The sequence below is a fragment of the Pseudoclavibacter sp. Marseille-Q434 genome (assembly GCF_050315415.1).
Taxonomy (GTDB): Bacteria; Actinomycetota; Actinomycetes; order Actinomycetales; family Microbacteriaceae; genus Pseudoclavibacter.
Genome location: NZ_JBNPQH010000001.1, coordinates 920160 through 943906, shown reverse-complemented (window position 1 = coordinate 943906; position 23747 = coordinate 920160). Strand labels below are relative to the sequence as shown.

The window sequence follows — 23747 nt, the reverse complement described above, 5'->3', positions numbered from 1 at the left end:
GACTGATGTTGACGGAGCCCGTGGGGGCGGGTGCCTACAGGCGTCCGTCGGTCCATTCAGCAGAGTACGACCGCTGTGTTACCTCTGTGTTTCGCGTGCGACTCCAGGCAGCCCAGGAGGGTCGTGCCCGGCGGATCACACCCTCGACGAGTCGGAAGCTTCCTTGCGCTCATCAGGTGTTTCTTCACCGTCGGGCGAGTTAGGCTTGGCTACGGAAGTTTCCTCGTCGTGAACCTCAGATTGCGCGGAGGTTTCCTCTGCGTCCGCTTCGTCCTCGTCGCCCTCATCCGACTCCTGCTCACCCAGCTCGTCTTCCTCGGCGGCCTTGGCCGCTGCTTCCGACTCCGGGTCGCGCCCGGGCAGATAGACGCTGTCGCTCAGCTGCGAGACCGGGAGGCGTGAGACGACGACGAACAGCGCGATGCCGACGATGACGAGGCACAGGGCACCGAAGACGTTCGAGCGCATGCCGAGGATGACCTCGGAGTAGTCGACGCGGATCGACTCGATCCAGATGCGACCCGTGCCGTACCAGATGAGGTAGGAGGCGAGCGTCTTTCCGGCGCGCCACCGGAACATGCGCTCGAGGAGCACGATGATCGCGATGCCCGCGAGGTTCCACAGCATCTCGTAGAGGAACGTGGGGTGGAAGAGCGTGCCTTCCGGCAGCCCGACGGGGAACGCCGGGTTGCTCGCCTCGATCTGCAGGCCCCAGGGCAGATCGGTCGGCCACCCGTAGAGCTCATGGTTGAAGTAATTTCCGAGGCGTCCGACGGCCTGCGCGAGCAGCAGTCCGGGGATCAGCGCGTCGGAGAAGGCGAGCATCCGGATGCCCGTCATGCGGCTCGCGATGAAGATGCCGATCGCGCCGCCGATGAGGGAGCCGATGATGGCGTTGCCGCCCTCCCAGATGAAGAAGATGCGCCAGAAGTTCGCGCCCTCGAAGAAGTAGTCGGCGGGGTGCGTGAAGACGTGATAGAGACGCGCGCCGAGCAGGCCGAGCAGGACGGCCCAGATGGCGAAGTCGACCGTGATCCACTTCTCCCCACCACGAGCGGTCAGGCGCCGGTCGGTCCACAGCACCGCGAGCACCATGCCGGCGACGATGAACAGCGCGTAGAGGTGCACCGTCAGGGGGCCGACCTCGAAGCTCGCCCAATCGAGGGGCGGGCTGGGGATTCCGGTCAGGGGCGTCATGCGTGTTCCTTCGAAGTCGTGGCCTCGAGGGCCGTGCCGCGCGCGAGCTGGGCCGCGGTCTCCGCGACCGCCTCGACGCCTCCGGCGGCGAGGGCCTTGACGAGGGCGGAGCCGACGATGGCGCCCTCGGCGTATTCGAGGACTTCGCGCACCTGCTCCGCGCTGGAGATGCCGAGTCCGACGCAGGCCCGAGTGCAGCCGTGCGCGTGCAGTCGATCTGCGAGCGTCCGCGCCGCCTGGTCGACATCAGCGCGGGCGCCGGTGATGCCCATCGTGGAGACCGTGTACACGAAGCCCCTGCTGGAGTCGATGACGAGGTCGAGGCGAGTGTCACTCGAGCTGGGCGCTGCGAGGAAGACCCGGTCAAGGTCATGGCTCTTGGCCGCCGCGATCCACTCGGCGCCCTCGTCTGGCACGAGGTCCGGGGTGATGAGCCCGTTGCCGCCAGCCTCGGCCAGGTCCCGCGCGAACGCGTCGACGCCGTACTGCATGACGAGGTTCCAGTAGGTCATGACGACGATCGGCGCGTCGACCTCGGCGCGGATCCGTCTGATGGCCTCGAACACGTGCTCCGTGCGGAAGCCGCCCTCAAGCGCCTGCACGGCCGCAGCCTGGATGACGGGGCCGTCCATGACGGGGTCGGAGTACGGCATGCCGAGTTCCAGCACGTCCGCCCCGGCCTTCACGACCGCGATGGCCGCCGCGACGGAGGTCTCGAAATCGGGGAACCCGACGGGCAGGTACGCGACGAGCGCGCCCCTGCGGTCCCGGTTCGCGGCGTCGATGACGCTCTCGAGTGCGGAGGGTGCTGAGGTCATTTGCCCTGTCCTTCTGATGCGTCGAGGCCCTCGGTGCGGTCCGGGTCTCCGAGCCCGAAGTACTCGGCGGCCGTCTCCATGTCCTTGTCACCGCGCCCGGAGAGCGAGACCAGGATCGTGGCGTCTGGCCCGAGCTCCTTCCCGAGCTCGAGCGCCCCGGCGAGCGCGTGGCTCGACTCGATCGCCGGGATGATGCCCTCGGTGCGAGCCAGGAGTCGGAACGCGTCCATGGCCGCGGCGTCGGTCACCGGAAGGTAGCGTGCGCGCCCGATGGACGCGAGGTAGGCGTGCTCAGGCCCGACCCCGGGGTAGTCGAGGCCGGCCGAGATCGAATGCGACTCCACCGTCTGCCCGTCCGTGTCCTGCAGCAGCAGCGTGCGCGCGCCGTGGAGCACTCCTGGCCGTCCGCCGCCGATCGTGGCAGCGTGGCGCGGCGTGTCGACGCCATCACCCGCCGCCTCGTAGCCGTACAGGGCGACCTTCTCGTCGTCGAGGAAGGCGCTGAAGATGCCGATGGCGTTCGAACCACCGCCGACACAGGCCACCACCGCATCGGGCAGCGACCCCGTCAGGTCGATGACCTGCTGACGAGCTTCCTCGCCGATCACTGCCTGCAGGTCGCGCACGAGCGCGGGGAACGGATGCGGCCCGGCGGCGGTCCCGAAGAGGTAGTTCGTGGTGTCGACGGACGCCACCCAGTCGCGCATGGCGTCGTTGATCGCATCCTTCAGCGTGGCTGAGCCGGCTTCCACCGCGACCACCTCGGCGCCGAGGAGGCGCATCCGGGCGACGTTGAGGGCCTGACGGGCCGTGTCGACGGCCCCCATGTAGATCGTGCAGTCGAGCCCGAAGAGCGCGGCGGCGGTGGCGGTCGCAACACCGTGCTGGCCGGCACCGGTCTCGGCGATGACCCGTGTCTTCCCGATGCGCTTCGTCAGGAGCGCCTGGCCGAGTACGTTGTTGATCTTGTGCGAGCCCGTGTGATTGAGGTCCTCGCGCTTCAGGATGATGCGCGCTCCGCCGCCGTGCGCCGCGAACCGAGGGGCCTCAGTGATGATCGACGGGCGTCCCGAGTAGTCGCGGTGCAGGCGACCGAGCTCCGCCCAGAACTCGTCGTCCGCCTTCGCCGCCTCCCACGCGGTCGCGAGCTCGTCGAGAGCGGCCATGAGGCTCTCGGGAACGAACCTCCCGCCGAATTCGCCGAAGTAGGGGCCTGAGGCGTCGCGCAACGATGTCGTGCTGGGGGGCTGAATGCTCATGCGAGGTGGAAGGTCTCCAAGGTAGTTTCGGGGTCGCCGCCCGTGACGAGGGCCTCCCCGATGAGGACTGCGTCCGCGCCCGCATCGCGGTAGCGGCGGACGTGGGCTGGCTCGAGGACGGCCGATTCGGCGACCTTCACCACGTCACTCGGGTACAGGGGGGCGAGCTCTCCGAAGAGCTCGGGGTGCAGCTCGAACGTTGCCAGGTTGCGCGCGTTGACGCCGAGGATGCGAGCGCCAGCGTCGAGGCCACGCAGCAGCTCGTCCTTCGAGTGCGCCTCGACGAGGGCCGTCATGCCGAGCTGCTCGGTGAACTCCGCGAGTCGCACCAGCGTTGACTGGTCGAGGCCGGCGACGATGAGCAGGGCGAGGTCGGCGCCGCAGGCACGAGCCTCGAGCAGCTGGTACTCCTCGGCGATGAACTCCTTGCGCAGCACCGGAACGGCTACCGTGTCGCGCACGGCTCGGAGGTCGTCGAGCGAGCCGAGGAACTTGCGCTGCTCGGTGAGGACCGAGATCGCGGCTGCTCCCCCACGCTCGTAGGAGGCGGCGAGGACGGCCGGGTCCGGGATGTCAGCGAGACGGCCGCGCGATGGGCTGGCGCGCTTGACCTCGGCGATGATATTCACGCGCTCCGAGCGCGCGAGCGCCGCATAGGCGTCGAGCGCTGGCGGAACGTCGGCGATTCGTGCCTCGAGCGCACGTGCCGGCGTCCGCTCCCGCCGTTCTGCGGCGTCCTCGAGTGCGCCGTGGTAGAGCGACTCGAGCAAGCTAGTGCGCCTTCGGCCCGAAGCCGAGGCGCGCGAGCACTGGCCAGGCGACGGCACCGACCGCGACGGCGGCGACGCCGACCCAGGTCAGGACGGCCTGATCGAACCAGATCCCGAGGGTGCCGATCGTGAAGCCCGCGAGCATGATGAGCACGCCGGTCCAGGCGGCGACCGAGTGCCCGTGGCTCTCGTGCGGCTCCTGCAGCGGAGCTTCCTGCACCTCCTCGGCTTCGGCGATGTTCGTGGGTTCGTGGGACGTCTTCGCGGACATTTCAGTCATGAGGGTGCTCCTTGTCACGTGCGCTTGGGTAAGTCTAGCTGGATGCTCGTGTGCCACCGGTGTCGGTGGGATCGTCCCCGTGACTGAGCGCATCCCATTGCTCGACCCGCCGGTCGCTGTCGGTCGGTGCGACAGCCGGTGCGGCGGCCGGCTCATCGTCGCCGCCCGCAGTCGCATCCGCGGGCTCGAGCGAGGTGGTCGTGAAGCGGCGTCCCCCGGTCGGCCATCTGCGAGCCGTGGTGATGACGGCGAGGCCCGCGAGCACGAGGATCGCTCCCGCGAGAACCGCGAGCCATGGCCAGAAGGTGACCGCCACCGTGCCGGCCGCGACCGCGTCCGCGATCGTCTGCTCCCCTGCGAGGCCGGACGCCGCCGTCACCTCCGGCGCGATCGCCGGAGCCGGGTTCCCAACTGCGATGAACGACTGCAGCACGAGGACGGCGCCGACGAGCGTCAGCAGGCCGCCGAGAACATAGCGGAAGATGAGGCCAGCCAGCGCCAGCGCGGCGAGCACGGCAAGCGCGGCGAGTGCGAGCGCCATGACGGCGGGAGCTGCGACGTCTCCGCGGACCTCACCGCTGTAGCTCTCCGGTCCGAGGACGAGGTCGAACGAGAACCACGCCTGTGACCACGCGAGGATCGCCAGCCCGGCGCCGACGACGATCGACATCAGCGCCGTGCGCTTGCCTCGCTTTCCGGCGGCGTCAGGCGCGCTCATGAGCTTCGAAGTCCAGGGCTTGCTGGTCGCCGTCGAAGCACGTCCGCGTGCCGGTGTGGCAGGCAGGGCCGTGCTGGTCGACGCGGATGAGGATCGTGTCGGCATCGCAGTCGAGTGCGAAGCTCACGAGTCGCTGCGTGTTGCCCGAGGTGTCGCCCTTGCGCCACAGCTCAGCGCGCGACCGGGACCAGTACACGACCCGGCCCTCCGTGAGCGTCATGCGGAGCGACTCCTCGTTCATGTAGGCGAGCATGAGCACCTCGCGGGTGTCGTGCTGCGTGACGATGACGGGGACGAGTCCGCGGTCGTCGAAGGAGGTCCTGGCCACTATCTGGTCGAGCTGCTCGGAGGGCACAGGGAAGCTGGCGGTGCTCATCGGACGCTCCTCCTCACGGTGACCCCGGCCTCGGCCAGGGAGTCCTTGACCTCGCCGATCGTGAACTGCCTGTGGTGGAAGACACTCGCAGCGAGGACCGCGTCAGCGCCCGCCTCCACGGCCGGCGCGAAATGCTCGAGCGCTCCGGCACCGCCTGAGGCGATGACCGGGACCGGGGAGATCTCGCGGACGAGTCTCGTCAGCTCCAGATCGAAACCGGCCTTGGTGCCGTCGGCGTCCATCGAGTTGACGAGGAGCTCCCCCGCGCCGCGTTCGATGGCCTCGCTGGCCCAGGACAGCGCGTCGATGCCCGTGTCGGTGCGGCCTCCATGCGACGTCACGACGAACCCGGACTCTGTCGAGGCGGAGCGCTTGACGTCCAGCGACAGCACGAGCACCTGGTTGCCGAAGGTCGACGAGATCTCGTCGAGGAGCGAGGGGCGGACGATGGCCGCCGAGTTGACGCCGACCTTGTCCGCGCCGCACGCCAGCAGGACGCGAACATCCTCGACGCTGCGCACGCCACCCCCGACGGTGAGGGGGATGAAGACCTGCTCCGCCGTGCGGGTGACGAGGTCGTAGGTTGTGCCCCGCCCCTCCGTCGAAGCCGTGACGTCGAGGAACGTGAGCTCATCCGCGCCCTCTTGTGCGTAGCGGGCGGCGAGCTCGACCGGGTCACCGGCGTCCTGGAGGTCGAGGAAGTTCACCCCCTTCACCACGCGCCCCGCTGCGACGTCCAGGCAGGGGATGACACGCGTCGCGAGGCCGGTCGACTTCTGCGTGGAGGATGAGGCGGTCATCGAGATCACATCCGGACGGCTTGCAGGGCCGTCACGATGATGGCCTTCGCACCGGCGTCCTGGAGCCGGTCCATGACCTGGTTGAGCTCGTTCTGCGGGACCATCGAGCGCACGGCGACCCAGTCGGAGTCGCGCAGGGGCGAGATCGTCGGCGACTGGAAGCCGGGCGTGATGGCGAGGGCCGCGTCGAGCTTCGAGGACTCGATGTCGTAGTCCATGATCGCGTAGCGGCGCGCGACGAGCACCCCGTCCAGGCGACCGAGGAGACGCCTCGCTGCGTGCTCCTTCTCGGGCGTGGAGATGAGCACGGCGGTCGACTCGAGGATCACGGGGCCGAAGACCTCGAGGCCGGCCTTGCGCAGCGTCCCACCGGTTGACACGACGTCGGCGACGGCGTCAGCGACGCCCAGGCGGATGGCCGACTCCACGGCGCCCTCAAGCGGCACGAGCTCGGCTTCGATGCCGGCCCGAGCGAACCAGGACCCCAGGAGACCCGTGTAGCTCGTCGCGACGCGCTTGCCCTGGAGCTGGTTCACGTCCGTGAACTCCCCGGCTGGCCCCGCGAAGCGGAAGGTCGAGTCGCCGAAGTCGAGCGCCCGCACCTCCTTGGCTGCCGACTCGGTGTTCAGGAGGAAGTCGCGGCCGGTGATGCCGGCATCGAGGACACCGGACCCCACGTAGGTCGCGATGTCACGCGGGCGCAGGTAGAAGAACTCGACGTCGTTGATGGGGTCGATGGCGACGAGCTCTCGGCTGTCACCGCGGCCGCGGTATCCGGCCTCCTGGAGCATTTCGTTGGCCGTCTCGGCGAGCATGCCCTTGTTTGGCACGGCGATGCGAAGCATTGTGGGAACGTCCTTGGTTCTGGAAGTGTGCGTCGGGGGTGGATGCGCGGCGCCGGGTGTGCACCCGGGGCGCCGTCTCAGCGGCGCGCGTGCTGCGCTGGCTCGTGCGCGCTGGTTGGAGCGTTGGCCGGGTCCTGCTGCCTAGAGCTTGCTGTAGACGTCGTCGAGGGTGAGGCCCTTGGCCAGCATGAGGACCTGCAGATGGTAGAGCAGCTGCGAGATCTCCTCGGCTGTCTCCTCGTCGCTCTCGTATTCCGCGGCCATCCAGACCTCGGCGGCCTCCTCCACGATCTTCTTCCCGATCGTATGAACGCCGGCGTCGAACTCTCGGACCGTCCCGGAATCCTCGGGGCGGGAGCTGATTTTCTCGGAGAGTTCTGCGAACAGCGTGTCGAAGGATTTCACAGGCACAGCGTAGTCGCTTGCCGGTCAGTGCGCGTGCCCAGCCGCCGTCGCCGCGGCGCGCAGCGCGGCGATCTGCTCGCCGGGGTCGCCTCGGAAGACCGCGGATCCTGCGACGAACGTGTCCGCCCCGTTCGCCGCGGCGAGCTCGATGGTGTCGAGGGAGATCCCTCCGTCGACCTGCAGCCAGGTCTCCAGGCCGTGTGCGCGCCGCAGCGCGTCGGCCTTGGCGAGCTTCGGCATCATGTCCGCCATGAAGGACTGTCCGCCGAAGCCTGGCTCGACGGTCATGATCAGCAGCTGGTCGAAATGGGGAAGGATCTCCTCGACGGCGCTCAGCGGGGTTGCCGGGTTGATGGCGATTCCGGCTCGCGCCCCTCGCTCCCTGAGCTTTCTCGCGAGCGTCACTGGGCTTGTCGCAGCCTCCGCGTGGAACGTCACCGAGAAGACCCCCATCTCGGCGAACTGCGGTGCCCACTGGTCCGGGTCCTCGATCATGAGGTGCAGGTCGAGCGGGACGGGAGTGATCTCCTGCAGGCGCTCGACCATCGGCTGCCCGAACGTGAGGTTCGGGACGAAGTGGTTGTCCATGACATCGACGTGGGCCGCGTCAGCAGTGGAGATCAGGTTGAGATCACGCTCGAAGTTCGCGAAGTCGGCGGCCAGGATGCTGGGGTTGATGCGCGCGTTCACGGGCCGATCCTACGGGGTCCGCGTCGTCTGCTCGTCGGGATTCGCGGCAGGCGCACGACGCAGCAGCGCCAGGAACATCGCGTCGGTGCCGTGGCGGTGCGGCCACAGCTGCACGAGCGTGCCGTCGCCGAGAGGGCGGGCTCCGAGATCGAGATCGGGAGCGTGCGATGCGCGCGTCACGATGGCCGCGGCGTCCAGCACCTCCGCGCCCGAGAGTCGAACCGCTCGGCGGACGACGGCCGTCGTCTCCGCCTGGTGCGGCGAACAGGTGACGTAGGCCACGATCCCGCCCGGCCGCACGGCGACGAGTGCTGCTTGGAGCAGCTCCTCCTGCAGCTGGACGAGCTCGGCGACGTCGCTGCTCTGCTTGCGCCATCGCGCCTCCGGTCGGCGACGCAGCGCGCCGAGGCCCGTGCAGGGTGCGTCGAGCAGCACGCGATCGAACGTGCCCGGGTGCGTGTCCGCGAAGGCGCGGCCGTCCTCGTTCGTGACGGTGACGGGGGCCGCGAGGGGTGCGAGGGCGGCGCGCACGAGCCCGGCGCGCGCCGGCACGAGCTCGTTGGCCGTCAGCTTCGCCTGCAGCTCCGTGGCGCTTGCGGCGAGCAGGGCTGCCTTGCCACCGGGGCCGGCGCACATGTCGAGCCAGCGCTCCCCCGGCCGCACGGGCTCCGCCTCGAGCAGCGCGAGCGTGACGAGCTGCGAGCCCTCGTCCTGCACGCGGGCGCGCCCGGCCTTGACCTGCGGCACCCACGAGGGGTCGCCCGACGCGAGCGTCAGGCCGCGCGGTGAGACGCGACCCGGGACCAGCAGGTCGGGGTTGGACGCGACGAGTTCATCCGGCGTGTCGAATCCTGGCAGTGCCACGACGCTGACCGCAGGCGACTCGTTGTTGGCGGCAAGGCTCGCCGCGAGTTCGTCGCCGCGATGCTCCGCGGTGAGGGCATCGCGGAGCGCGCGCACGATCCAGTCCGGATGCGAGTTTCGGACGGCGAGCGCCCGTTCCTCGGTCAGGCCCTCGGAGACCTGGTCGAGCCAGTCGTCGAGGTCCGTGCGGGAGATCTTGCGCAGGATCGCGTTCACGAAGCCAGAGGCACCGCGGGACGCGATGCGCGCGGCCTGCTCGACGGATTCGTTGACCGCCGCGTGGCTCGGTGTGCGCATGCTGAGCAGCTGGTGCGCTCCCAGACGCAGCACGTCGAGGAGAGGTGGGTCGATGTCCCGGATGTCGCGACCGGAGGCCTCCGCGATGATGGCGTCGTAGGTGCCCCTGCGTCGGAGCGTGCCGTAGGTCAGCTCCGTGGCGAGCCCCGCGTCGGACGGCGAGAGCCGCGCCGCCGAGATGCGATGCGGAAGCAGCAGGTTCGCGTAGGCGTCGTCCTCGTCGACGGCCCTCAGCACCTCGAACGCCACCTGGCGTGAGCGAGTCACTCCGCGCCCGGCCGGAGGCTGATCTGGTCGTCGCCGTCCCTGGTAGGGGCTGCCGCCGCGGCCACCAGCTCCTGCGGGGCTCATGCGAGCACCAGCGTCGCTGCGTCGCGGCGGCCGCGGAGCCAGTCTCTGGCAGGCATGGGCTTCTTTCCCGCCGGCTGCACGGAGAGCAGCCGGAGCGGGCCGGTTCCCGTGCCCACGAAGACGTCCTTGCCGACCGCACCGAGCTGGCCGGGGGTGAGCGTGGGCGCGTCGGCCGCCACATCGGGGCGCGCCACGCGCAGGATGCGCAGCGGTTGTCCGTCGACCTGGGCCACCGCTCCTGGCTCTGGAGTGACTCCGCGGATGTGGGCTTCGACGAGGTCGAGGGGAGCCGCCCAGTCGATGATCGAGTCGTGCTTGCCGAGCTTCGGCGCGAAGGTCGCCTCGCCAGTCTGCGGCTCGGCGCTCAGCGTTCCGGAGCAGATGGCGCCGACAGTCCGGGTGAGGAAGGCCGCGCCCTCCCCCGCGAGACGCTCCAGGAGGTCGCCAGCGGTCTCCTCTTCGCCGATCGGGGAGTGCTGCACAGCGAAGATCGGCCCCTCGTCGAGCCCGGCGGTGAGCTGGAAGATGGTCATGCCGGTGGTGGTGTCGCCTCGCATCACGGCGCGCTGGGCCGGGGCGGCGCCGCGGAGGTCGGGGAGGAGGGAGAAGTGCAGGTTGATCCAGCCGAGCGACGGCGCCGTCAGGGTCGCAGCATCGATGAGGGCGCCGTAGGCCACGATGACCCCGAGCTCGGCCCCGAGCCCCGTGAGCTCTTCCGTCACCTCAGGCGTCATCCGGTTGCTCTTGATGACATGCAGCCCGAGCTCATGGGCGCGGGCAGCCACCGGGGACGGCGTCAGCGCCCTGGACCGACCGACCTTCGCATCGTCGCGCGTCAGCACAGCCACGATCTCGTGGCCGTCGTCGACCAGCGCATCGAGGCTGGGGACAGCGGTGGTGGGTGTGCCGGCGAAGACGAGCCGCATAGCTGGTGCCTCTCGAGGTTGTGTGGAACGTGGAGCTGGGCCGAGGGTCAGAAGATCCCCGGCGGGTCAAATCGTACGCGCAGGGTCGACGCGTGGCCGCCTCCTCTGCCGGCGACCCGCGGGCGCCTGCTGGTGGCCGAACGCACGAGCTCGCTCTTGAGCGCTTTCGCGAGTGGCGTGCCGAGCGCGTAGCCGAACTTGATGACGACCCTGCTCCCGACCTCCTGTGGCGTCGGTCCGAGGACCTGCAGCGCGCCGCCCGGCTGGAGCTCTGGCACCGCCTCGAGGGTTGAGAGGGCCCGACGAACTTCCTCGTCAGTTCCCGTCAGCGCGACGACGCGCACGGCCGGTGGGAAGTGCAGCTCGCGTCGTTCGGACAGTTCACGAGTCGCGTACTCGGGCTGCTGCCAGGTGCGGAGGGCGTGCGCGGCCGGTGTCTCGCCGCCGACGATGACTACCTTGGCGTTCGGGTGCGCGAGCGCGGCGGCGTTCGACCACCCGCGCAGCGCGTCGACGCCCGCGTCGAGGCGCTCCTGCGCGAGGGAGCGCTCCGTGTCGAGCAGCACGATGCCGGCGTAGCCGGAAGTCGGCACGGGCTCAGCTCCTCGTGTCGCGACGACGAGGCAGGGGCGGTCGTCGATGGACACCGTCTCTGACGCTCCGTCGGCCACGACCACACGGGTACCGGGGAACGCACGACCGAGCTCCTCGGCGGTCCGCTCGGCTCCGAGCGAGGTGTTGCGAAGGCGCTTGTCTCCGCACTCGGGGCACTGCCACTCGGGGTGGAGGGCGTCGCACACCCGGCACGACGGCGGCGCGGACGGACGCGCGAACTCGAGCGCCCCGCCGCAGACGGTGCAACGAGCTGGCGTGCGGCACCTGGCGCAGCTGAGACTCGGGATGTAGCCGGCCCTGACGACCTGCAGCAGCACGGGCCCGTGCTCGAGTGCACGTCGTGCCTCCTGCCACGCGAGGGCTGGGATGCGAGCGTGCGCGGCTGGCGTCTCCTCGGCGAGCGCCTGGCTCCCCGAGATGACTTTCGGGGCCTCGGGCCGGGCCAGCGGCACGGGCGTGAGCCAGTGCATGCCGACAAGACGCGCGACCTCGAGGCTCGGCGTGTGAGCGGCGAACACGAGCGTGAGCGACTCCCGCTCTGCTCGCAGCAGGGCGACGTCGCGCGTGCTCGCGTAGGGGGCGAGCTGCTCGGTGAAGCTCTCGTCTCCGTCGTCCCACACGAGAACTGCGCCGAGGCGCGACGCCGGGGCGTAGATGACGCTTCTCGTCCCGACGACGACGCCCGGGGTGTCATCGAGGCAGGCGAGGAAGGCGGCGTACCGCTCGGCGGGCTTGGCCCGCGTGTCGAGGCGGCGGATGCGGGACGTCTCGAGGAATCGTCCGAGGGCCTTCAGCGCGAGCTCGACGTCTCGGTAGTCCGGGACGGCGAGGATGACGGACTCCCCCGCACGAACCCTCGCCGCGGCCACAGCTGCGAGAGCGAGGAGCGAGCGAGGCACGCCAGCGTCGACGCCGACGGGCGCATCGATCGCGAGCCTCGCTGCCGAACCCCTCGCAAGGAGCGCAGCCGCGTCCGCGCCGTACATGGGCACAAGCGCGTCCTCGGTGTCCTCGAGCACGGCGGGGACTGCGGGGGTGGGCTGCGCCGCGACCGAAGTCGCGGCCTGGTCTGCCGAGGCCTGATCCTCGGTGCTGGCCGGCGCCGCCTGGTCGTCCGTGTCGTCTCGCGCCGCCTGTGCTTCCAGCCACCGCTGCTCGACGCGCACGGACCGGGCCGGGATCGCGAGGCGCAGCACATCGGCCGCACATCCCGCCTGCCGGTCCGCAACCGCTCGTGCGAGCCCGGCGATCTCGGGGGTCAGCACGCGAGCGATCGAGACGAGCTCGGTGATCGAGGCGAGCTTCCCCCCGTACTCGGCCGCCTGCTCGAGCGCGACCACGAACCCCTGCAGCTGGCGGTTCGAGGTGCGAAGCGGCACCGCGACGCGCATGCCGACGCCGATCCGCTCGCGCAGCTCGACGGGGATCTCGTATTCGAGTTCCCGATCGAGCTGCGGGAGCGGCGAGGCGACGACAACTCGCGCGACCCGCGGAAGCGTGTCGTTCATGGTGAGTCGGCTGATCAGAGGCCTGCCGCTTGGCGGAGCTCCTCAGCCCGGTCGGTGCGCTCCCACGTGAAGTCGGGCAGCTCGCGTCCGAAGTGCCCGTACGCCGAGGTCTGCGAGTAGATGGGGCGGCGGAGATCGAGGTCATCGACAAGCGCACCGGGGCGGAGGTCGAAGGTCTTCAGGATCGCCGCGATGATCTTGTCATCCGCGACGGCGCCGGTGCCGAACGTCTCGACGTACAGTCCCACAGGCTCGGCCTTGCCGATCGCGTAGGCGATCTGGACCTCGAGTCGATCCGCGAGCCCGGCCGCGACGGCATTCTTCGCGACCCACCGCATGGCGTAGGCGGCAGAGCGGTCGACCTTCGACGGGTCCTTGCCGCTGAACGCCCCACCGCCGTGCCTGGCCATGCCGCCGTAGGTGTCGACGATGATCTTGCGCCCCGTGAGACCCGCGTCGGCGCGGGGGCCTCCGTCGATGAAGCTGCCAGACGGGTTCACGAGGAAGGTGGGCTCGGCCCCCGCGAAGCCGTTCCGCTCCAGGACGGGCCGCACGACGTGCGCGATGACGTCCTCCCGGATCTGTGCCTGCTCGAGGCCCGGGTCGTGCTGGGTCGAGAGGACCACCGTCTCGATGGAACGCGGCACGCTTCCCTCGTAGCCGACCGTGACCTGGGTCTTGCCGTCGGGCCGCAGGTAGGCGACTTCGCCGGACTTGCGCACCGCGGCGAGCTGCTGGGCGAGCTGATGGGCGAGGTGGATCGGAAGCGGCATGAGCGCGTCCGTCTCTCGGGTCGCGTAGCCGAACATGATGCCCTGGTCGCCGGCGCCCTGCTTGGCGATCTCGTCCTCCGAGCTCTCAGAGCGGTGCTCCAGCGAGGTCGTGACGCCCTCCCCGATCTCCGGCGACTGCTCGCCCACGGAGATCGACACACCGCACGACGAGCCGTCGAAGCCGACATCGCTCGACGTGTAGCCGATCTCGCTGATGGTGCGCCTGACGATGCCCGCGATGTCCGAGTAGGCGTTGGTCGTGACCTCCCCGGCGACGTGCACCTGGCCGGTCGTGACGAGCGTCTCGACCGCGACGCGTGAAGCCGGGTCCTGGGCGAGGAGGTCGTCGAGGATGCGGTCGGAGATCTGGTCGCAGATCTTGTCAGGGTGACCCTCGGTGACCGACTCCGAGGTGAACAGGCGAAGCGTAGACAAGAAGAACCCCTTGCGGTGAAGTTGCGGCCGGACGGTTTGGACCGGCCGGTACGGCTAGACGTTGACGAGCAGGTCCAGGATGGCATCGGCCACCGACACTTTGTCGCCAGTGTGACGCGAGACAACGTCGCCGGACGCTGAGAGGACGAAGATCGAGTTCTCGTCCGACTGGAATCCGAGGTTCCAGCCGACCCGGTTCACGACGAGGTAGTCGCACCCCTTGCGAGCGATCTTCGCGCGACCGAGCTCGAGCAGTGCCGCGTCGTCCGTCTCTGTCTCGGCGGCGAAGCCGATGATGACCTGCTCGCTGCCGCGGGCGGAGGCGAGATCCTGCAGGATGTCGGGATTGCGAGTGAACGTGAGCGTCAGCTCCTCGCCAGCCTGCTCTTTCTTGATCTTGCCCTCCGCCACGGTGACCGGACGGTAGTCGGCGACTGCGGCGGCCATGATGATGACGTCGTGTCGTGGGGCGATCTCGGCGCAGGCCTGCGCGAGCTGCTGGGCGCTCGAGACCGTGACGAGCTTGACGCCGTCTGGCGGGCGGACCTCGGCGTTGGCCGCCACGAGGGTGACCTCCGCGCCACGGGCGAGTGCCCGCTCGGCGAGCGCGAAGCCCTGCCGTCCGCTCGATCGGTTGCCGATGAACCGGACAGGATCGAGCGGCTCGCGCGTGCCGCCGGCGGTGATGAGGACCCGCCTGCCTCGGAGATCGCTGGCGAGTTCGGCGTCCCTGCGACGGCGTCGCTCGCCGCGGCCGGCGCTCAGGATCGTCGCGACGATCTCACTGGGCTCGGCGAGGCGTCCCGGGCCCGAGTCGTTGCCCGTCAGCTGACCCTCGGCAGGCCCGACGAGGACGACGCCGCGTGCATCGAGCCGCGCCGCATTGGCCTGTGTCGCCTGGTTGAGCCACATCTCGGTGTGCATGGCCGGGGCGAGGATGAGCGGAGCCGTCGACGCGAGGATGGTCGTGCCCAGCAGGTCGTCGGAGAGCCCAGCGGCGATCTTCGCCATGGAGTTCGCGGTGGCCGGGACCACTGCGATGACGTCGGCCTGCTGACCCAATGCGACGTGCCGCACCTCGGCCACGTCGTCGAAGACGTCCGTTCGCACGGGGTTGCGTGAGATGGCTTCGAACGTCGGACGGCCCACGAATCGCAGAGCGGACTCCGTGGGGACGACGTCGACGTGGTGACCGAGGAGGACGAGGTCGCGGATGACCTGGACGGCCTTGTAGGCGGCGATGCCGCCGGTCACACCGACGACGACGCGCATCGGCTGGCCGTCGGACGCGTCGGTCCCGTGGTCAGCCGGATGCGCGCCGGCGGTCTCGCTCACGGTCGTGCTATGCCTGAGGGGCGTCGTCTTCGAAGTTGATCTCGTCATCGAACACGATGACGTCGTCTGGGGTCTCGAGCGGGCGAGCCTCGACCATGACGATCTTCTGCTCGTTGATCTCGTGCAGCGCGATCGACAGGGGCTTGTCGTCGATCGAGGAGTCGATCAGCGGGCCGACATTCTGGTAGATCGCTCCGTCGTGCAGGTCGGAGTAGTAGTCGTTGATCTGACGCGCGCGACGCGATGCGAAGATGACCAGCTGGTACTTGTTGTCGACTCGCTGCAGCAGCTCGTCCATGGGCGGGTCGATGATGCCCTTTGGCTTCTCAATCATGCGTGCTCCTTGTTCAGTCCCAGATGTTCGACTACGCGTGCCGCAGCCTCAGGCACGGAGTCGTTGACGACCAGTGCATCGAACTCGTCCTGGGCGGCGAGTTCGACCTTCGCGGTTTCGAGGCGCCGAGCCTGTTCTTCGGCCGATTCCGTGCCGCGCCCGACGAGGCGCCGCACGAGCTCGTCCCAGCTCGGAGGCAACAAAAATACCAGTCTAGCCTCTGGCATGCGCGATCGGACCTGTCTTGCGCCCTGAATGTCGATTTCGAGGAGGACCGAGCGTCCCGAGGAGATGGCGTCGTCGATGGGTCCGCGCGGGGTTCCGTATCTGAAGGCGTTGTGCACGGTGGCGTACTCGAGGAGCTGCTCGTCGGCGACGAGCCGGTCGAAGCCCTCGTCGTCGGTGAAGTGGTAGTTCACGCCGTCGACTTCACCGGGACGCGGGGCACGCGTCGTGGCGGACACCGAGAGCTCGACTTCCGGGTAGTGCTCTCGGATGTAGTTCGCGACGGTGCCCTTGCCGACCGCCGTGGGGCCGGCCAGCACGACGAGACGACGGTCGCCGGTCTGCGCGCCCAGCCGCTCCTCCAGGAACGAGCGGAGACGGATGCGCTGGTTGCGGCCGAGGCCACCGAGGCGCTTTGAGGGCGAGATCGCGAGCTCTTCGAGGATGCGCGCCTGCTTCGTGGCTCCGATGTGCGGGATGCTGAGCAGGAACTGCGTCACGCGGAGGGAGTGCTCGGCGGCGTGCTCTGCGGACTGGCTCGCGTCGAGCACGGAGATCGGCGAGCGGGTTCCGTTCGCAAGGGCGCGTTTGACCTCAGCGCGAGCCTGGCGTGCGAGGACCGCCGCGCGCGACGCGGCGACGCGATCGACCGGAGGTGGGACCTGGGTCATGAGAGGGCGTCCTCCAGCTCAGCGGCTTGCTGGTCGATGGCGTCGGCGATGCCATTTGGCCCCGCGGCCAGGACACTGCGTGAGACGTTGACGATGACGGACTCAGCTGCTGCGCCGAACGTCTCCTTGATGCGCGCGAACTCGGCACCCTGGTGGCCGAAGCCTGGGGCGAGGATCGGGGTCCGGGGTGAGGCGCCGAGCATCGCGAGGTCGACGCCGAGGAGGTCGAAGTCGACCGTGCCGCCGAGGACGACGCCGACTGAGCCGAGCGCGCCGGTCGTGTGCTCGGCATTCCAGGCGGCCGCGCGCTTCGCGACTCCCCCGGCGACGGTCTCGCCGAGCTGGGAGCCGCGGTCTCGGCGGGCCGTCTGGATCGAGGTCGACTCCGGGTTCGAGGTGGCGGCGAGCACGAAGAGTCCCTTGCCGAGACGGTCGGCGAGCTCCAGCGCCGATGCGAGGGAGTCGAAGCCCTGGTAGGGGTTCACGGTCATGGCGTCCGCTTCGAGCGGCGAGCCCTCGTCGAGCCATGCCTTGGCGTAGGCCTCGAGGGTCGTGCCGACGTCCCCGCGCTTGACGTCGGCGATGACGAGCAGGCCCGCCTCCCGCGCGGCGCCGAGCACTGACTCGAGCGCCGCGAATCCGCTGGAGCCGAATCGCTCGTAGAACGCGATCTGCGGCTTGATCACGCCGACGCGCTCCGCCGATGCCTCGACGACGCGGAGTCCGAACTCCCTGGCACCCGCCGCGGTGTTCGGCAGCCCCCACGCGTCGAGCAGGAACTCATGCGGATCGATGCCGATGCACAGCCTGCCCCGGTTCTCCACGGCGTGCTGGAGTCGGGCTCCGAACCCGCTCCCTCCAGCACGCGCCGCGAACGCCTCAGTCAACTAGCTGTCCCCCCTCTGGGTGTTGTACTCCTGCAGGCTCGTCACCGTGAATCCGCTTCGCAGCGCGGAGAGCGAACCGACAGCGGCGGACAGCTCCGAGATCGTGGTGAAGATGGGCAGGTCGGCGGAGACTGCCGCCGTGCGGATCTCGTAGCCGTCGGCCCGTGACGCGCGGCCCGATGGGGTGTTGATGACCATGTCGACCTCTCCCCCGTGGATCATGTCCACGATATTGCGGTCCTGGCCGGGAGTGGTGCCGTCGGGCGAATCCGGAGTGAACTTTCCGACGACCTTGGCGGTGATGCCGTGGCGCGCGAGGACGGCAGCTGTGCCCTCGGTGGCCGCGATCGAGAACCCGAGCTCGACGAACTTCGCGACAGGAAGCACGATCGCACGCTTGTCGCGGTCGGAGACCGAGACGAACACGGTGCCGGACTTCGGCAGGCCGCCGTAGGCCGCGAGCTGGCTCTTGGCGAATGCGGTCGGGAAGTCGGTGTCGATGCCCATGACCTCGCCGGTGGAGCGCATCTCCGGCGAGAGCAGCGAGTCGACGATGCGTCCGTCCTTCGTGCGGAAGCGCTTGAAGGGAAGCACTGCCTCCTTCACGGCGACGGGGCTCGAGGCCGGCTGGTGCGTGCCGTCCTGGTCGCGGAGGAGTCCCTCGGCCTTCAGTTCGGCGATGGAGATCCCCGTCATGACACGGGCGGCGGCCTTCGCGAGCTGCGTACCGAGGGCCTTCGAGACGAAGGGCACGGTCCGGGAGGCGCGCGGGTTGGCTTCGAGCACGTACAGCTTGCCGCCCGACAGCGCGAACTGCACGTTGAGCAGGCCACGGACGCCGACGCCCTGGGCGATGGCGAGGGTCGCGTCGCGCACGTTGTCCAGGACAGCGCTCGAGAGGGTGACAGGAGGCAGGGTGCACGCCGAGTCGCCGGAGTGGATGCCGGCCTCCTCGATGTGCTCCATGATGCCGCCGATGTAGAGCTCGTCGCCGTCGAACAGGGCGTCGACGTCGATCTCCGTGGCCTCGTCGAGGAACCGATCGACCAGCAGCGGATGAGCGGGTCCGACGATCGCCTGACCCTCGATGCGCGAGAAGTAGTCCTGCATCTGCTCTGCGTCGTACACGATCTCCATCCCGCGTCCGCCGAGCACGAAGCTGGGGCGCACGAGCACCGGGTAGCCGATGCCCGTGGCGACATCGAGGGCCCCGTCGAGGTCGGTCGCGGTGCCGTTCTCCGGCGAGATCAGGCCGGCGCGGTCGAGGACGCCGGAGAAGAGTCCGCGCTCCTCGGCGAGGTCGATCGCTGCCGGGCTCGTGCCGAGGATCGGGACGCCAGCCGCCTCGAGCCCCTTCGCGAGTCCCAGCGCAGTCTGGCCGCCGAGCTGAACGACGACGCCGAGCAGCTCGCCGGCACCGCGCTCGACCTCGACGATCTCGAGGACGTCCTCGAGCGTGAGCGGCTCGAAGTAGAGGCGGTCGCTCGTGTCGTAGTCGGTGGAGACCGTCTCCGGGTTGCAGTTGATCATGATGGTCTCGAAGCCGGCGTCCGAGAGCGCGAACGACGCGTGCACGCACGAGTAGTCGAACTCGATGCCCTGACCGATGCGGTTCGGGCCCGAGCCGAGGATGATCACCTTGCGGCGGTCGCTCGGCGTGACCTCGGACTCCTGGTCGTAGCTCGAGTAGTGGTACGGCGTGAAGGCCGGGAACTCACCGGCGCACGTGTCCACGGTCTTGAAGACCGGGCGGACTCCGAAGTTGTGGCGGATCGCGCGGACCTCGTCCTCGCGGCTCCCGCGGAGCTCCGCGATCTGGGCGTCGGAGAAGCCGTGGCGCTTCGCGTGCCGGAGCAGGCGGGCGTCGACGACGTCTGCGGAGCTGATCTCGGCCGCGACCTCGTTGATGAGCACGATCTGGTCGATGAACCAGGGGTCGATGGCCGTGGATTCGAAGATCCGCTCCGGCGTCGCACCCTTCCAGAGCGCGCGCTGCACGTTGACGATGCGGCCGTCGGTCGGGATCTTGATCGTCTCGAGGAGCTCCTCGACGGAGACCTCGTCTGCAGCCCACGTGAACGACGATCCCCGCTTCTCGAGCGAGCGCAGTGCCTTCTGCAGCGCGGTCGAGAAGTTCCGGCCGATGGCCATGGCCTCGCCGACCGACTTCATGGTGGTCGTCAGCGTCGTGTCGGCGGCCGGGAACTTCTCGAAGTTGAAGCGGGGCACCTTGACGACGACGTAGTCGAGCGTCGGCTCGAAGCTCGCGGGCGTCACCTTCGTGATGTCGTTGGGGATCTCATCCAGGCGGTAGCCGATGGCGAGCTTCGCAGCGATCTTCGCGATCGGGAAGCCCGTCGCCTTGGACGCCAGCGCCGACGAGCGGGACACGCGAGGGTTCATCTCGATGACGATGATGCGACCGTTCGAGGGGTCGATGGCGAACTGGATGTTGCATCCACCGGTGTCGACGCCCACGAGTCGGATGATCGCGATGCCGATGTCGCGGAGGCGCTGGTACTCGCGGTCGGTCAGCGTGAGCGCGGGCGCGACCGTGATGGAGTCGCCCGTGTGGACGCCGACGGGGTCGACGTTCTCGATCGAGCAGACGACCACCGTGTTGTCGGCGGTGTCGCGCATGAGCTCGAGCTCGTACTCCTTCCAGCCGAGGATCGACTCCTCGAGGAGCACCTCGCCCGTCGGGCTCGACTGCACGCCGTCGGCGACGAAGCGGATCAGGTCGGCTTCGTTGTAGGCGAAGCCGGAGCCGAGGCCGCCCATGGTGAACGAGGGACGGACGACAAGCGGGTAGCCGAGGTCCTCGGCGAAGCCGATCGCCTGCTCGACGCTCGTCGCGATGTGGGAGCGCGCGACCTCGGCGCCGGCCTCGATGACGAGGTCCTTGAAGATCTGGCGGTCCTCGCCGCGGCGGATCGCGTCCACCTTCGCGCCGATGAGCTCGACGCCGTGACGCTCGAGGATGCCCTCCTCATGGAGCGCGATGGCCGCGTTGAGCGCCGTCTGCCCGCCGAGGGTGGGGAGGATCGCGTCAGGGCGCTCCTTGATGATGATCGACTCGATGATGTCCGGGGTGATCGGCTCGACGTACGTGGCGTCGGCGAAGTCCGGGTCGGTCATGATCGTCGCGGGGTTCGAGTTCACGAGGATGACGCGGACGCCCTCCTCGCGGAGCACGCGGCAGGCCTGCGTGCCCGAGTAGTCGAACTCGGCCGCCTGGCCGATGACGATGGGTCCCGAGCCGATGACGAGGACGCTCGAGATGTCTGTGCGCTTTGGCATGCTTACGCGTTCTCCTGGCCGTTGGTGGGGGTGGATGAGGTGGCGAGGTGCTCGCGCACCATCTCCCTGAACTGGTCGAAGAGCGGGGCCGAGTCGTGGGGGCCCGCCGCCGCCTCTGGGTGGAACTGCACGCTGAACGCCGGGATGTCGAGGCAGCGGAGGCCTTCGACGACCTGGTCGTTGAGGCCGATGTGGCTGACCTGCGCGCGGCCGAAGCCGGCTGGCGTCTCGACGGGGCCGTCGAGTGGAGCCTGGACGGCGAAGCCGTGGTTCTGGGCGGTGATCTCGATGCGGCCGGAGAACGTGTCGACGACGGGCTGGTTGATGCCGCGGTGGCCGAAGGGCAGCTTGTACGTGTCGAAGCCGAGGGCACGGCCGAGCAGCTGGTTGCCGAAGCAGATGCCGAAGAACGGTGTGCCGTCGCGGAGGACGTTCTGCAGCAGCTCCACGTGCGCGTCGCTGGATGCAGGGTCGCCCGGCCCGTTGGAGTAGAAGACGGCGGTGGGGGCGAGCTCGCGGAGCTGGTCGATGGTCGTGGCGTGCGGCAGCACGTGCACGTCGAAGCCACGCTCGGCCAGCGCCTTGATCGTGGCCGTCTTGATGCCCAGGTCGATGATGGCGACGGAGCCGATCCGCTCGTCGGCCGTCGACGGGTGCACGATGGGCTCCGGCGTCGAGACGCGGTCGCTGAGGTTGCGGCCCGCCATGCTCGGCTGCGAACGCACCTTCTCGAGCAGCGTGGTCTCGTCGGCCGAGGCCGCCTCGCCGGAGAAGATCCCGCCGCGCATCGAGCCCTCGCTGCGGATGCGTCGCGTGAGCGCACGGGTGTCGACGCCGGCGATGCCGACGATGCTGGTCTCGGTCAGGGCGTTCTCGAGCGTGTCCTCGGAGCGCCAGTTCGAGACGACGCGGGAGGGGTCGCGGACGACGTAGCCGTCGACCCAGATCTGGCGCGACTCCATGTCCTCCGCGTTGACCCCGGTGTTGCCGATGTGCGGGGCGGTCTGGACGACGATCTGGCCTGCGTAGCTCGGGTCCGTCAGCGTCTCCTGGTAGCCGGTCATGCCGGTCGAGAACACGACTTCGCCGAGCGTCTCGCCGACGGCGCCGTACGCGTCGCCCTCGTATCGCGTCCCGTCCTCCAGGACGAGCACGGCGGGAATTGGTGGCGTCATGAGGACTCCTCGGTCGTGGGGGCTGGTGTTCGCTGCAGCGAGTGCAGCGCGGTCTTGAGCTGTTCTCGCGCGGTGGCGTCGACAACTCGGAGGGAGGTCTCGACGCTCACGCGGTCGCTCGCTGCGTCGTCGCCGGGCAGGAGCCACCGGATGATCGTGAGCCCGCCGTTCTCGACGACTCGGTCGATCGTGACGGTGCCGTCGATGGTGGCCTCGATGTCTGCCGCGGGGATGAAGAAGGCTCGTTCGCCTGCGATGCGCACGACGGGTCCTTCCCGGAACACGGTCACCTCAGCCCGCCCCCGGAATCCGAGCGGCGGGACGACGATGCGGTCGAGGGTGTCACCCGTGCGGCTCGTCGACACGTAGTGCACGTCGTGCCAGTGCCCGAGCGGCTGCTCCGTCGACTGCGGGGGGCTCAGGGGCGTGGCGATGCCGGCCTGCGCCCGTGTCCGGCGTCGCCAACCGAGCCACATGAGCGCGACGATGACGAGGAACGCGACGATCGTGAGGGCGGCGGGGAGAACGCGGTCGTCCATCAGGCGAGTTCCTGCTCGCGCGCTCGGGCGGCGGCGGCCGCACCTTCGGCCGAGAGGAGGACGCCGTCGTCGAGCGTGCGGGTTCCGCGGTAGACGGTGTGCACGACCCGGCCGGGCAGCGGCATGCCGAGGAATGGCGAGTTGATGCTCTTGCCTCCGAGTGCGGCCGTCGTGAAGTCAGCCGTCGGAGCTGGGTCGTAGAAGACGAGGTTGGCGAGCTCACCGGCCGCGACGGGGCGCCCAGATGCGGAGTCGCCCCCGATGCGAGCGGGAGTCTCGGACATGATCCGCGCCACGTCCGCCCAGCTGAGCGCGCCCGTGTCGACCATGGTGTGCTGCACGACGCGCAGGGCGGACTCGAGCCCGACCATGCCCATCGCGGCCTGGTCCCACTCGGTCTCCTTGGCATCGACGGGATGCGGCGCGTGGTCGGTGGCGACGATGTCGATCGTGCCGTCGGCCAGCGCTTCTCGCACCGCGAGCACGTCATCCTGCGTCCGAAGCGGCGGGTTGACCTTGAACCGGGCGTCGTAGCCGCGCACGAGCTCCTCGGTGAGGAGGAGGTGGTGGGGCGTGACCTCAGCGGTCACGTCGATGCCGCGTGTCTTTGCCCAGCGCACGACATCCACACCTTCGCGGGTGGAGACGTGGCAGACGTGCAGGCGCGAGGAGACGTGATCGGCGAGCAGTGCGTCGCGCGCGATGATCGAGGATTCGGCCACCGCCGGCCACCCGCCGAGGCCGAGCTCGGCCGAGAGCGCTCCTTCGTTCATCTGGGCCCCTGCCGTGAGGCGAGGGTCCTGGGCGTGCTGGGCGACGACTCCGCCGAACGCCTTCACGTACTCGAGGGCGCGACGCATGATGAGCGGATCGAAGACGCACTTGCCGTCGTCGGAGAACACGCGGACGCCGGCGTTCGACTGAGCCATCGCGCCGATCTCGGAGAGCTGCTCGCCCTCGAGCCCGACCGTCACGGCCCCGATGGGCCGGACATCGGCGTATCCGGCGGCGCGACCGAGCGCGGCGACCGCCTCGACGACACCCGCCGTGTCCTGGACCGGAGAGGTGTTCGCCATGGCGAACACCGTCGTGTACCCGCCGAACGCCGCAGCGCGGGTGCCGGTGAGCACCGTCTCGCTCGACTCGAAGCCAGGTTCGCGCAGGTGCGTGTGGAGGTCGACGAGGCCGGGCAGGAGCACGAGGCCCTGGACGTCGATGACGCGTTCCACGCCGTCCACGGAGACGGATCCGACCGGGGCGACTTCGGCGATCGTGGTTCCGGCGACGAGCACGTCGACGGGGTCGGCGCCGAGCAGCTTGGCGCCTCGATACAGCGTGGTCATGGTGCCTTTCT

At 69.4% G+C, this 23747-nt stretch carries 23 protein-coding genes; all 23 read right to left on the bottom strand.

Going from position 1 to position 23747, the window contains the following annotated elements; genetic code table 11:
* Window positions 1-135: 135 nt before the first annotated feature.
* Complete coding sequence (gene lgt / locus ACQFZP_RS04610) at window positions 136-1197, bottom strand: prolipoprotein diacylglyceryl transferase (protein WP_211890465.1); 1062 nt, start codon at window positions 1195-1197, stop codon at window positions 136-138.
* Window positions 1194-2015: a tryptophan synthase subunit alpha gene (trpA, locus tag ACQFZP_RS04605; RefSeq protein WP_104311941.1), complete on the bottom strand. Its 822-nt coding sequence runs from the start codon at window positions 2013-2015 to the stop codon at window positions 1194-1196. Before trpA ends, lgt begins: the two co-directional genes overlap by 4 nt.
* Window positions 2012-3274, bottom strand: coding sequence for a tryptophan synthase subunit beta (gene trpB, locus ACQFZP_RS04600; protein ID WP_104311942.1), 1263 nt, complete (start codon window positions 3272-3274; stop codon window positions 2012-2014). The genes trpA and trpB overlap by 4 nt, the downstream gene beginning before the upstream one ends.
* Complete coding sequence (trpC, locus tag ACQFZP_RS04595) at window positions 3271-4044, bottom strand: indole-3-glycerol phosphate synthase TrpC (protein ID WP_104311943.1); 774 nt, start codon at window positions 4042-4044, stop codon at window positions 3271-3273. Before trpC ends, trpB begins: the two co-directional genes overlap by 4 nt.
* Before the next feature lies 1 nt (window position 4045).
* Window positions 4046-4324, bottom strand: coding sequence for an HGxxPAAW family protein (locus ACQFZP_RS04590; protein WP_146080783.1), 279 nt, complete (start codon window positions 4322-4324; stop codon window positions 4046-4048).
* Window positions 4325-4358: 34 nt separating this feature from the next.
* The gene (locus tag ACQFZP_RS04585) at window positions 4359-5042 is read right to left on the bottom strand and encodes a Trp biosynthesis-associated membrane protein (RefSeq protein WP_211890464.1); all 684 of its coding nucleotides are present in this window, start codon (window positions 5040-5042) and stop codon (window positions 4359-4361) included.
* Window positions 5029-5418 (bottom strand): phosphoribosyl-AMP cyclohydrolase, encoded by a 390-nt coding sequence (gene hisI / locus ACQFZP_RS04580; RefSeq protein WP_104311946.1) that lies wholly within the window; start codon window positions 5416-5418, stop codon window positions 5029-5031. Before hisI ends, ACQFZP_RS04585 begins: the two co-directional genes overlap by 14 nt.
* Window positions 5415-6218: an imidazole glycerol phosphate synthase subunit HisF gene (hisF, locus tag ACQFZP_RS04575; RefSeq protein ID WP_211890463.1), complete on the bottom strand. Its 804-nt coding sequence runs from the start codon at window positions 6216-6218 to the stop codon at window positions 5415-5417. Before hisF ends, hisI begins: the two co-directional genes overlap by 4 nt.
* Before the next feature lie 5 nt (window positions 6219-6223).
* Complete coding sequence (hisG, locus tag ACQFZP_RS04570) at window positions 6224-7063, bottom strand: ATP phosphoribosyltransferase (protein WP_104311947.1); 840 nt, start codon at window positions 7061-7063, stop codon at window positions 6224-6226.
* 141 nt (window positions 7064-7204) lie between these two features.
* Window positions 7205-7468 (bottom strand): phosphoribosyl-ATP diphosphatase, encoded by a 264-nt coding sequence (locus tag ACQFZP_RS04565; protein WP_211890462.1) that lies wholly within the window; start codon window positions 7466-7468, stop codon window positions 7205-7207.
* A gap of 24 nt (window positions 7469-7492) precedes the next feature.
* Window positions 7493-8158, bottom strand: a complete 666-nt coding sequence (rpe, locus tag ACQFZP_RS04560) for a ribulose-phosphate 3-epimerase (RefSeq protein WP_104311948.1) — start codon at window positions 8156-8158, stop codon at window positions 7493-7495.
* A gap of 9 nt (window positions 8159-8167) precedes the next feature.
* Window positions 8168-9670 carry an RsmB/NOP family class I SAM-dependent RNA methyltransferase gene (locus ACQFZP_RS04555; RefSeq protein ID WP_211890461.1) on the bottom strand — a complete coding sequence of 501 codons (1503 nt, stop codon included), beginning with the start codon at window positions 9668-9670 and terminating at the stop codon, window positions 8168-8170.
* Complete coding sequence (gene fmt, locus ACQFZP_RS04550; protein WP_104311950.1) at window positions 9667-10596, bottom strand: methionyl-tRNA formyltransferase; 930 nt, start codon at window positions 10594-10596, stop codon at window positions 9667-9669. The genes ACQFZP_RS04555 and fmt overlap by 4 nt, the downstream gene beginning before the upstream one ends.
* 47 nt (window positions 10597-10643) lie before the next feature.
* Entirely contained in the window at window positions 10644-12719 is a 2076-nt protein-coding gene (locus tag ACQFZP_RS04545; protein WP_211890460.1) for a primosomal protein N', read from the bottom strand.
* Between the two features lie 14 nt (window positions 12720-12733).
* The gene (gene metK / locus ACQFZP_RS04540; RefSeq protein WP_211890459.1) at window positions 12734-13927 is read right to left on the bottom strand and encodes a methionine adenosyltransferase; all 1194 of its coding nucleotides are present in this window, start codon (window positions 13925-13927) and stop codon (window positions 12734-12736) included.
* A 54-nt stretch (window positions 13928-13981) separates the two neighbouring features.
* The gene (coaBC, locus tag ACQFZP_RS04535) at window positions 13982-15199 is read right to left on the bottom strand and encodes a bifunctional phosphopantothenoylcysteine decarboxylase/phosphopantothenate--cysteine ligase CoaBC (RefSeq protein WP_211890761.1); all 1218 of its coding nucleotides are present in this window, start codon (window positions 15197-15199) and stop codon (window positions 13982-13984) included.
* A gap of 70 nt (window positions 15200-15269) precedes the next feature.
* Window positions 15270-15596 carry a DNA-directed RNA polymerase subunit omega gene (rpoZ, locus tag ACQFZP_RS04530; protein ID WP_068484449.1) on the bottom strand — a complete coding sequence of 109 codons (327 nt, stop codon included), beginning with the start codon at window positions 15594-15596 and terminating at the stop codon, window positions 15270-15272.
* Window positions 15593-16492, bottom strand: coding sequence for a guanylate kinase (gene gmk / locus ACQFZP_RS04525; protein ID WP_211890458.1), 900 nt, complete (start codon window positions 16490-16492; stop codon window positions 15593-15595). Before gmk ends, rpoZ begins: the two co-directional genes overlap by 4 nt.
* Window positions 16489-17379: an orotidine-5'-phosphate decarboxylase gene (gene pyrF, locus ACQFZP_RS04520; RefSeq protein ID WP_104311955.1), complete on the bottom strand. Its 891-nt coding sequence runs from the start codon at window positions 17377-17379 to the stop codon at window positions 16489-16491. Before pyrF ends, gmk begins: the two co-directional genes overlap by 4 nt.
* Window positions 17380-20679 (bottom strand): carbamoyl-phosphate synthase large subunit, encoded by a 3300-nt coding sequence (gene carB, locus ACQFZP_RS04515; RefSeq protein WP_211890457.1) that lies wholly within the window; start codon window positions 20677-20679, stop codon window positions 17380-17382.
* Between the two features lie 2 nt (window positions 20680-20681).
* Complete coding sequence (gene carA / locus ACQFZP_RS04510; protein ID WP_104311957.1) at window positions 20682-21854, bottom strand: glutamine-hydrolyzing carbamoyl-phosphate synthase small subunit; 1173 nt, start codon at window positions 21852-21854, stop codon at window positions 20682-20684.
* A complete protein-coding gene (locus tag ACQFZP_RS04505) occupies window positions 21851-22393 on the bottom strand; it encodes a hypothetical protein (RefSeq protein ID WP_211890456.1) in 543 nt (180 codons plus the stop codon). Before ACQFZP_RS04505 ends, carA begins: the two co-directional genes overlap by 4 nt.
* Window positions 22393-23736, bottom strand: coding sequence for a dihydroorotase (locus ACQFZP_RS04500; RefSeq protein WP_179556726.1), 1344 nt, complete (start codon window positions 23734-23736; stop codon window positions 22393-22395). Before ACQFZP_RS04500 ends, ACQFZP_RS04505 begins: the two co-directional genes overlap by 1 nt.
* Window positions 23737-23747: the final 11 nt, after the last annotated feature.